The sequence below is a fragment of the Bradyrhizobium sp. CCBAU 45389 genome (assembly GCF_028128625.1).
In the GTDB taxonomy this organism is placed as follows: domain Bacteria; phylum Pseudomonadota; class Alphaproteobacteria; order Rhizobiales; family Xanthobacteraceae; genus Bradyrhizobium; species Bradyrhizobium liaoningense_B.
Genome location: NZ_LBIY01000076.1, coordinates 72,344 through 82,544, shown reverse-complemented (window position 1 = coordinate 82,544; position 10,201 = coordinate 72,344). Strand labels below are relative to the sequence as shown.

Annotated in this window: 8 protein-coding genes and 1 pseudogene; 6 read left to right on the top strand and 3 right to left on the bottom strand. The window is 60.2% G+C overall.

The features are described from left to right. Positions 1–47 precede the first annotated feature (47 nt). Positions 48–497 carry an IS66-like element accessory protein TnpA gene (gene tnpA / locus XH79_RS10225; protein WP_271581610.1) on the bottom strand — a complete coding sequence of 150 codons (450 nt, stop codon included), beginning with the start codon at positions 495–497 and terminating at the stop codon, positions 48–50. Positions 498–597: 100 nt separating this feature from the next. Further along, positions 598–1,966, bottom strand: a pseudogene (locus XH79_RS10220) (transposase). A gap of 278 nt (positions 1,967–2,244) precedes the next feature. Between XH79_RS10220 and XH79_RS10215 the strand changes: the two are divergent. Continuing rightward, positions 2,245–2,874, top strand: a complete 630-nt coding sequence (locus XH79_RS10215; protein ID WP_271581609.1) for a glutathione S-transferase family protein — start codon at positions 2,245–2,247, stop codon at positions 2,872–2,874. A gap of 77 nt (positions 2,875–2,951) precedes the next feature. Here the strand turns inward: XH79_RS10215 and XH79_RS10210 are convergent, their stop codons facing one another. Then, the gene (locus XH79_RS10210; RefSeq protein WP_271581608.1) at positions 2,952–3,434 is read right to left on the bottom strand and encodes a GNAT family N-acetyltransferase; all 483 of its coding nucleotides are present in this window, start codon (positions 3,432–3,434) and stop codon (positions 2,952–2,954) included. Between the two features lie 511 nt (positions 3,435–3,945). Between XH79_RS10210 and XH79_RS10200 the strand changes: the two genes are divergently transcribed. The 5 genes from XH79_RS10200 (at position 3,946) to XH79_RS10185 (ending at position 9,209) form a co-directional block, all read left to right on the top strand. Further along, the gene (locus XH79_RS10200; protein ID WP_092221106.1) at positions 3,946–4,158 is read left to right on the top strand and encodes a hypothetical protein; all 213 of its coding nucleotides are present in this window, start codon (positions 3,946–3,948) and stop codon (positions 4,156–4,158) included. A 377-nt stretch (positions 4,159–4,535) separates the two neighbouring features. Continuing rightward, positions 4,536–4,988, top strand: a complete 453-nt coding sequence (locus XH79_RS10195) for an Hsp20 family protein (RefSeq protein ID WP_211407583.1) — start codon at positions 4,536–4,538, stop codon at positions 4,986–4,988. A gap of 96 nt (positions 4,989–5,084) precedes the next feature. After that, positions 5,085–5,408, top strand: a complete 324-nt coding sequence (locus XH79_RS10190) for a hypothetical protein (protein ID WP_271581606.1) — start codon at positions 5,085–5,087, stop codon at positions 5,406–5,408. 243 nt (positions 5,409–5,651) lie between these two features. After that, the gene (locus XH79_RS43265) at positions 5,652–5,876 is read left to right on the top strand and encodes a Lar family restriction alleviation protein (protein WP_442869943.1); all 225 of its coding nucleotides are present in this window, start codon (positions 5,652–5,654) and stop codon (positions 5,874–5,876) included. Between the two features lie 687 nt (positions 5,877–6,563). After that, positions 6,564–9,209 carry an AMP-binding protein gene (locus tag XH79_RS10185; protein WP_271581605.1) on the top strand — a complete coding sequence of 882 codons (2,646 nt, stop codon included), beginning with the start codon at positions 6,564–6,566 and terminating at the stop codon, positions 9,207–9,209. The last annotated feature ends 992 nt before the right edge of the window (positions 9,210–10,201 follow it).

Genomic DNA, 10,201 nt, shown 5'->3' with positions numbered 1-10,201 from the left:
TACCGGTTTGGTCGCCACCATCACCCGGACCGCACCCGACGGACCGATCACCGGCTCGCCTTCAGCGCCTGGACGATCGACGCAATCATCGTCGCGTCTGCGCCACGACCAGCCCGGATCGTGATGCCGTCGACTTCGATCTCGATGATCCCGTCATCCACCTTGGCCTTGCGGTGCGGGGCTCTGTGCTCCCGGCCCAGGTCCCGGCCACGAGCGGGCGACGACACCACGGCATCTACCACCGCCGGCACAAACTGCACTTCATCCGCTTCGGATTGACCGCGTGCTGCTTCACGCAACTGACGTCGCCAGCCAAACAACTGCTGTGGCGACAATCCATGCCGTCGAGCCACCGAACAGACCGAGTCGCCGCTCGCCACGATCTTTGCGACAATCTGCGCCTTGTCCTCGTCGCTCCACTTCCGCCGACGGCCGGCTCCGGTGAAGACCTCAAGCCGCCGCACCGGCTCCGTGATAGCAGTATGCACTGTGTCCATTCTAAGCCTAACGGTCAAAACCGACCGCAGACTCGCAGATCATCCCGTCATCCGGTAGGTGGCCGCTGAACAGCGCTTACCTCTCAACGCAACTCCTACGCTACGCAATGCGCAGGGCATGAGCGGGTGGTGGTCGCGCAACGAACGACGCGAGGCGCCTCAGATTTTGAGCGATGGCAGCCAGAACAAACTCGTCCTGGGCGCCCCGTGGGCCACGAAGCTGAAGCCGACCAAGCTTCAGGATGCGCTTCAAGTGTGCAAACTGCATCTCGATCTTCTTGCGCTGACGTCGCGACGTCTCGAAACCCTCGGTGCCAGCGAACGACCGGGCGACGTCCCGGGCGTGCTCATGTATGTCGCGCGGGATCTTGCGCGATGGTTCTTTTGGACAGCATTGCGGTTTAAGCGGGCATGCGTCGCAGTCGAGCTTGCTCGCACGATACAGAAGCGTTTTGCCCTCGTGCACGGTGCCACTCGTCCCGAGCCGCTTTCCGCCCGGGCAGTGGTAGACGTCGCTGGTCGGATCATATCGAAAGTCGCTGCGTGAGAAGGTACCGTCATCTCGCTTCGACTTGTCGAACACGGGGATATGTGGCGCGATGCCCTTCTCCTCGACCAGCCAGTTCAGCATCGGAGCAGCCCCGTAAGCGGTATCCCCGACAAGCCGCTCCGGCTGGAGACCAAAGCGCTCCTCTTCGTTCGATCATTGTCCTCGCCGCTCCGACCTCGGCCTGGCGAATGGAGCGGGACGCCTCAACATCAACGATGACGCCGAACTTCACGTCGATGAGATAATTGTCGGAGTAAGCGAAGAATGCTGGTCCCTTGTGAGCTCCGGTCCACTGGGCCGCGGGATCGGACAGCGAGATGAACTTCGGGACAACGTCGCTGGCCGCGCCCCATGCCGTATCGTCGAGAGTTGCCAGATACTCCTTCACGGCGCGGCTTGACCTCGCCGGATCGCGATCCCTGCGCCACTCCTGACCCGCGATCGAGCGCCGCTTGTTGGCATCTGCCTGGATCAGGCTCGCGTCTACCGCAAAACCTTCGCCACCAACCAGACCCGCCACTATGCACGTCTCGACGATATGTTCGAATACGTGACGGACGACATCTCCCTCGCGGAAGCGTTCATTGCGGGCCCGCGAGAAGGCCGAATGATCCGGGATAGCATCCTCGAGACCGAGCTTGCAGAACCACCGATAGGCGAGGTTCACCTGCACGTCACGGCAGAGCAGCCGCTCCGAGCGGATCGCGAAGACATACCCCACGATCAGCATCCGGATCATCAGCTCCGGATCAATCGACGGGCGACCCATGGACGAATAATGAGGAGCTAGTTCGCTGCGAAGCCAAGACAGATCGAGAGCAGCGTCGATCTTCCGCACTAGATGATCTTCGGGAACCGCGTCGCTGAGATGAAACTCGTAGAACAGTTGACCTTGGTCACTCTTCAGACGGCCCATCATCGATCGACCTCGTCGCGATTCGCGTCAACACAACGGAATCACGCTTGCCGGCTCGTCTCAACCGACTTTTGCAACAAAATCGGCCCTTAGTTGACTTCCGCTATTGACCTCGCACTGTCCGCTTTCGAGAGTTGAGCGGAATATCGTCGTGGAGCTGCCCAGGGCAGACTTTGACCCGAAGCGGACATTGTTGCACCGAAGCCACTACCGCAAGTTGACGGCGAAGGCTGGATTCCAAAGATGTTGTATGCTCTTCTCGGCAGCACAGGAGAGATACGTTGAAGCTATACGATTGTGAGACCGCTCCAAGCCCTCGCCGAGTCCGGATCTTTCTCGCCGAAAAAGGGCTCACGATTCCTACCTTGCAGGTTGATTTGCTGAATGGGGAGCAATTCACTCCAGCATTTCGAGCACTTAATCCGGCGTGTACCGTACCTGTGCTGGAACTCGACGACGGTGTTACGATCACAGATATACTGTCTATCTGCCGCTATTTCGAGGAACTCTACCCGGACCCTCCGCTAATGGGGCAGAGCGCAAAGGAAAGGGCCGTGATCGGATCTTGGCTTTCGCGTATCGAGTGGGACGGATTCAATGGCGCAATGGATGCCTTTCGCAACTCTGCTCCGGGACTCAGGAAGCGTGCTCTACCCGGACTGGAGTCTTACGAACAGATCCCCGAACTCGCCCAGCGCGGTCGCGCGCGCGTTCAACATTTCTTCGCATGGATCGACGCACGGCTCGCCGACAGTGAATTCATTTGCGGGCCAAAGTTTACGATTGCCGATATCAGCGGCATGGTCGCAATCGATTTTGTTGGACGGGCGAAGCTTAAGCCACCGGAGCACATGGTTCACTTATATCGTTGGCATGCAGCGGTTTCGGCGCGTCCAAGCAGCAAGTCGTAAAGCAGAGGGCTTTGATTGGTTTATGTTTCGAAATGGCACGTCGCGGCGTGCCGACTGCGCAGGCACATTCGCTTAGGCTACAAATCGAGACGAAGCTCTAGCTCGGTTCCGTTTGCTCGAATATTGCCCGTCTTCACGAAGCCATAGTGAAGATAAAATCGCTCCGGCCCGTGTTCGCCCGGAACATAGCTTGTTACAAGCGACTTGGCGCCGAGTTTCTGTGCTTGCGCGCATAAGAGGTCGAGTGCCGCTTTCGCGTACCCGCGCTTCTGATACTCATAGCCGACCATTAGGCGCCACAGCACCACACTGTCCGTATCCATCGGGCCGCGTGCGATCGCGCCCGGAACCTTCGGATCAAACAGCATAGCGAATCCCACCGGCGTATCGTCAGCATAGATTGCGCGCAGCCAGCCGCCGGGATTTAGCAACCCCTCCGCAATGGAGGTCGCGTTCGGCGCCACGTAGCGACTCTGTTGCTCGCTGCCTCTCAAAGCGATGATTTGGCGGACCGTTGCAAAAGTGATTTCCCGCAGTTGAACGCCGTGTTGATCCGCCATCGCATTGTCGCTCCGGATGGTCCAGTAGAAATCAGTAAGCTACCGCTGCGAATGCGTCTAGCAGGGTGTTCAGTTGCGACCGCTGTTGGCCCATCGCGGCCAATGCCGCCCGCCGCCCAGACGTCAGCTGTGAGGACTAGACCGGGCGCAACCGAGATCAGTACCAAACCGTCGAGAATGACCCGGAACGGACTACGAACGTAGTGGCGTAAAACTTTCGTCCGCGCGGGGAACTGAATCCCGGCCGACTGCATATTCGGATTGCTAAGCCCTACGGATTAGGACCCGTAAGCACGAGGTTGTGTCATGCAGCGACGCCGTTTCAAACAGATACAATCCCTTGAAGAACGACTTTCCGAACAAGCAAAACGCCTAAGAGCCGAAGCCAAATTGCTTCCACCAGGCGCAGCGCGGGACCAAATGATCCGCAAAGCCCGGCAGGCCGAAACAGCCTCTCATATGAACGAGTGGCTTACATCCCCGGGACTTCGACCATCAGAATGAAATCGCCATGAAAGGATATGCAGGCGCATTCCAGGAAAATGCTATGCCTTACTACGGCACTGTGACCCGGGAAGAGATCGAGGCTGCGAAGCAGGCCTATGAACGAGCGCAGCAAGCGCTAGTGCACACCAGTGAAGTTCTTCAACGTTCCCGAGAGGTATTGGCGCAGTCGTTCAAGATTCTTGGCATCAATCCAGACCAAGAAAGCACGCAAGAGTAGGGCCGCCTCAGTTGGCGGCCTCTTTCATATGTCGCCCTGTGGCCCTTAGCCGACCCGAGCTGAGGCATTTACGATATCGGCTATTTGGACGCAGAGCGGACGCAGGGCCGGCAACCCCGACCGCCGCTTGTGCCCCCGAGTGGCCAGAGCGCAGCGAAGCGAATGTGACCGTGCACGACAACAACGCTTAAACCAGGCCGCCCGTTAAGGCGCTAAAATTTTTCGTCACCCTCTTGAAACTTTTTTGCCCGTGGCAAATTTCTTTGGTCGCCGCAGGCATGGCGGCCGGGGCGCCTTCGGGGCCCCGAAATCAAGGCGGGCGCCGGAAGGTGTCCGGTGCCAGCTCGTACCCAACTTGCTCTTTGGAGGATTTGGCTATGAGGTATGATTGGACTCCCCTGTGGAGGTCAACCATTGGTTTCGACCGCCTGTTTGATGTTCTCGACGAAGTCCAGCGGACCGCCGAAGAGACCTATCCCCCCTATAACATCGAGCGGCTCGACGAGAACCGCTTCCAAATCTCGGTGGCGCTCGCCGGCTTCACACCGGACGAGGTGGGCCTCACGGTGGAGCAGAATGTCCTTACGTTGGAAGGCCACAAGGCTGAGAAGGACGAGAAGACCTTCCTGCATCGCGGAATGTCGACACGCTCGTTCAAGCGCCAGTTCACCCTGGCTGACCACGTCGAGGTCAAGGGCGCGCACTTCGAGAATGGTCTGTTGGTCATCGAGCTTCAACGCGAGATTCCCGAGGCCATGAAGCCGCGGCGCATCGCCATCGCGGGCGCAAGCGCTGGGCAGGTCAAGCAGATCGAGGGCAAGGCCGCCTGACCAACGCGGCTTGGTTCCGATCGCCGCCGCGCGGGATTGCTCCCGCGCGGCCACCTTGCGGCCACCTTAATGCGTCTTATGATGGGAGGTTTAGCCATGCGGACGACGCCCGCACACGATAACGTCTTCGATTTAAATGCCCTTCTTCATCCCGGCACGGTGTTCTCGCATCCGCGCGAGGTCGTCGCTGACCCGACTTTGAGTCTGGCCGAGAAGCGGGCCATCCTCGCGTCATGGGCTTCTGACGCCTCGGCGATCGCGTCCTGTCCAGCGTTGCGCTTACCGGACGGACTAAAGGCGCCTGTTCATATCGACGAAATTCTGGAAGCGCTACGCGCGCTAAACGGAAACGGTCCACGCAACCCGCCGGGCGGCAAGCCCATGCGTCTGCGCTCGGCCGAGCGCCGCGCGGCGGCGTGAGCGAGAGGCCACTAGTGATTTCCATGACTGACGTCACACAGTTGATTCCAGGTCGCTTCTATTGGGTCCTTGTGCGCTCAAGCTCGAAACATCCCGAGTGGCAGCCGGCACGTTTCACCTGCACTACTTGCCAAGACGACGGCGCGAAGTGGGACTTCATCGGCTTCAACAGCGACGTCGGTCATCATTTCGTCGAGGTCGTCGAGATCGGCCCAGAACTACTGCCTAAACGCTCGTGTTAAGATGCCTAGGAAGCCTAGCGACAGCCCAGCTATCGATCCGCTGCGCGGATTCCCCGTTTCTGTACAACCGCTGCGGCCCTGTCCTTTCTGCGGCAGTTCGGAAGTTTGGATCAACAGAGACATCGATCCAAAATTTGTAGTATGTAAGGAATGTTCGGCGTTCGGCCCCAATGCGCCGACCGTTAGGCAGGCGGCGAGCATTGGAACAGACGAACCACCCCCCTAAGGCGTCCGCGATACATGCCTGCTCCGGGCCGCTCGATCTCGCATATGGGCGTTTTGCGGCAGCGATGTCCGCTCGTGGCCCATCAACGACGTGGCGGCACGCCTCATTGAGGGCCGCTCAGCGGGGCATAGCGGACTGGATTTGCGCACGTTGAGTTCTTCGCATTTTGACCCAAAACCGACGTCTACCGCAGTCCGCGTTCAGATGGCAGCTATCCTGGCGCCTAGCGTCCGCCTGACGGCGAGCAAAACTTGGCGTGTCGCGGCGCTTGGTCCCGTCCAGGCGTTCGGCAGCGAGCACTCGTTGGCGATCATCGCGCTCCAATGCTGGCGCCATCGTCGTACCACAGGTAGGCCAGCTTGGCCGCGAACGATGCGCCCGCGTACTTGATATCATTCATTGGCTCAGTGTCATCTGTGGGGCACCCGATCCTTGCCTTTAGGGGACAATCTGACCGACCACCGTCTGCAGTCCGATAACAGCCTTAGCGGACTCCATGGGTCACACCTCGTATCCGCTTGTGTCCCACCCAAAGGAGACATCCCGAGGAGAGAGACTCTATGGCAGCTTCACTCCCATTCCGAAGTACTCCTCATTGCCAGTTGCGCGGTTTGGAGGAAGCGGCCGTAATCTTTGCAGCGGGCAATTGCGGCGGCTTTGCCCACCCCGAAGATGATAGAGCCTGCCGTGACGAATTTGCTCCGAGAGATCGCGAAGTCGTCCGGGGAAAACTCGTTCGCCCCCGATGATACAGAGCTCGACGCGCAATGCACGCTGGGTCAAGTCATTGGTCGGACTGCCAGCCGATTCCCGCATCGGACCGCTATCGTCTCCACGACGTTTGCGCCTCTGACCTATGGCGATCTTCAGCGCCGGTTGGACCATGTCCGCGGGCAGTTGCGTCTGGGTGGGTTCGATTGCGGCGCTCGGATCGGCGTGCTCATGCCGGTCGGTCCGGAGGCCGTTCTCGCCATCGTGGCCGTGGCTTGCTGCAGCGTTGCCGTTCCTCTTGATCCGCGGCTGTCCCCGGCGGAGATCGATCAGCGTCTCGACATGCTGCGCCTGAACGCTCTTCTCGTGCCGCAAGGCGGTGGCACTGAAGCGCGGCAAGCGGTCGACCGGCGCGGGATTGCCGTCATCGAAGCCGTTCCGGTCGGAGATGGCCAGCTTGAATTTGATGTCACCATGCGCGCCGCCGGGTCCGTTGTCATCGACACTGAACCTGCTCCAAGCTCGCCGGCCTTCATCCTGCAGACGTCGGGCACGACCGCGCAGCCGAAGCTCATTCCGTTCAGCCACAGCAACATGCTGGCGGCGGCCGCGCGTCTTCAGGCCTGGTTCGGCCTCACGCAGCACGACCGCTGCCTGAGCGTGTCGCCCCCATTTTATTCTCATGGGCTCAAAGTAACGGTATTCACACCACTGCTGACCGGCGGCAGCATTGCTGTCCCGGAAAACAATGCCATCGTGGCGCTGGATGAGTGGCTCGATATCCTGCGGCCGACCTGGTATTCGGCCGGCCCCACGCTTCACGCTGCCGTGCTCGACAAAGTAACCTCTCAGAATGCGCAGACGGCGCACATTTTGCGGTTTGTCGTATCGGGCGGCGCGCCGCTGCCGCCAGACGTACTGGACGGCCTGCAGCGCATTTTAGGCGTGCCTGTGCTGGAGCATTACGGCTCCAGCGAGGCCGCGCAGATCGCCGCCAATCTGCCGCCGCCCGGCCCGAATAGGCCAGGGACCTGCGGCCAACCTTGGCCTGGCACTCTTGCCATCGTTGGTGAGGATGGACGTTTCCTAACAGCGGGCGAGCGCGGCGAGATCTGGATTCGTGGCCCGACGGTGTTCTCCGGCTATCTCGACGCGTCGGAGCTCAATCGAGCCGCTTTCGTCCATGGTTGGTTTCGCACGGGCGACATCGGCGGCCTCGACGAAGATGGCTTTCTCTCTTTGTACGGCCGCCTGAGCGAAGTGATCAACCGCGGCGGTGAGAAGATCGCGCCAGCCGAGGTCGAATCGGCGTTGCTACGCCATCGTGCCGTAGCCGAGGCCGCTGCCTTCGCAGTCCGCCATCCACGCCTTGGCGAAGACGTTGCAGCCGCGATCGTTTCTCATCCCCATACGCAGACGACGACTGCAGAGCTGCGCCAGTTCCTGCAAGGTGAGCTTGCCTCGTTCAAGATTCCACATCGCGTTCTGATCCTCGACCAACTGCCAAAGGGACCGACGGGAAAAGTTCAGCGGCGACGGCTGCGCGAGTTGATCGATAGGGCGGCCGACCATCAGGAGGCAGTGACCGAGCCTGATCTGAACAGGGGACCATTGGATCTGGAAGCAGAATTGCTGACCCTGTGGCGGAAGCTGCTCAAGGCCGACGCCTTAACGATCGACGACGATTTTTTCGTCAGCGGGGGCGATTCCCTTCTAGCGATGGAAATGCTCCTCGAAGTCGAACGGCGCATCGGCCGTGCCCTGCCGGATACGATCCTGTTCGGGGCAGAGACGATCCGGCAATTAGCTCCGAAAATCGCCATCGAGCCGGGCACGCAGCCAACCCCTATCTTGCAATTCAATGCCAGTGGCGATCGGCCTGCACTCTACTTCTTCAATGGGAGCCTCGTCAGCGGCCACTCCTCTATGCAGCGGATGGTGGAGCTTCTCGGGCCCGACTACCCCATCAACTCCATTGATCCCCATGGTCTTCACGGGGAGGCGATTCCGCCGTCGATCGAGAAGATGGCTGCCGACCGCCTGCCGCTCATCTTGGAAAGACAGGCGAGCGGACCTTTCCTGCTGGGGGGCTACTGCAACGGCGCCATTGTGGCATTCGAAGCAGCTCGCCTGCTGATGGCAGCCGGCCACAGGGTTGATAGGGTCGTCATGGTTGACCCGCCGACTGTTAGTGCCCGTGCGGCGGCGCAAGCGATCCTCAGACCGATGAAGCGACTAGTCTCGCCTTACAGTCTGCGCTGGACCTATCAGCTAATGGTCCGGCTCGAGCAGTTCTTCAACGGGTCGACGAGCAAGCGGGTTAGCCAGCTGTATACCGCTCTAACCAATCCCAAGAAACTGCATGATGTTGTCCTCAATCTCCAAGATGCGATTCCGCCCGCGTTGTGGGAGCCCTATTCGCTCGCAATGGCGCAATATCTTCCGGCAGCGCTCGAGGCTCCTGTGACGTTCTACGCAGCCGACCACGACGGTCGCGCATGGCGAGCTCTCAGTTCGCAACTCGAGGTTATCCAGGTGCCTGGGGGACACGGTGGGTGCCTGACCATCGGCCCGGAACGTCTGGTTGATCATCTGCGGCAGAGAATCGACAGCTGCGGCTGACGGCGTGCCGTCTTCCGTTGAACCGCACACGTCGCCACTTTCCTCTCACAAGGAGCAAGTCGTTGGTCTTATGAGAATCGAAACTTGAGCCGGACGACCAATCACGACGGCCTTCATCGCCGAACGGCTCGATGTGCCTCGCGGGCCTTCAATCGGAGCCTGTTACTCCCGCTATTGGGCTGCACCAAGATCGTGCGGCCCGATCCTCGGTGGCCCTATCAGAAGATCCGCCAAAGCCGCCTCATGACGCGCTTCCAGAGCGGCAGGGATGCGGCGTCGTCTTCGCGCGCAGAGGCGGTTGGCGACGCTCCGCCGTCCGACTCGGTAAGCCGCTCTACCAAACCCTCCAGTTGTGGCGGTAGCGGCGGCGCATCGTCCGCGAGGGTACCGCGAAGTCCCTCCCCAATCTCTTTGCAGATCGCCCGGCGGTGCTCCGGCTCGGACCATGGGCGCGGTTCGGAGGGAGGTCCACCATCGCTGCCACCGTTGCTCGATGCGCACAGCCTCCCGGGGGCTAAATTCGTTTGGCGGGTTTAGCAACCTTCGTTCGTATGGACAGTTGCCCAACATCACCGGCCAAAGACTGACCTCTGTAGGTGCCCGGTGGCCGAGAGAGCGATCGCGCTCCCGCCTGCATTTGAGGGCAACGCAATGCTGAGAAGACTTCGTTTCAAGAATACCACTTTGGAAGAACTGCTCGTGGAGGCGGCACAGGATCTGCGGGAAGAGGTCCAAGGCACTCCGCCCGGCAGAGAGCGAATTGTTCGCCAAGCTCGACGAGCTAAGGCTGCTTCTCACCTGAGAGTATGGCTGGCCTCGCCGGGCCTGCCATCGCCGAAGTAAGAATGAGGCCGCCCCATTGGGTCTTCTCATTCCTTCAGTAGCCAACAGTAAGAGCGACTGGCTCGTGTCCTGCAACTCCACCGTGCCGTCGAGCACATGAAAATGCGGAGGAGCACGGCATCGACTCTGCGAATTGAAGAAAGTGCTGC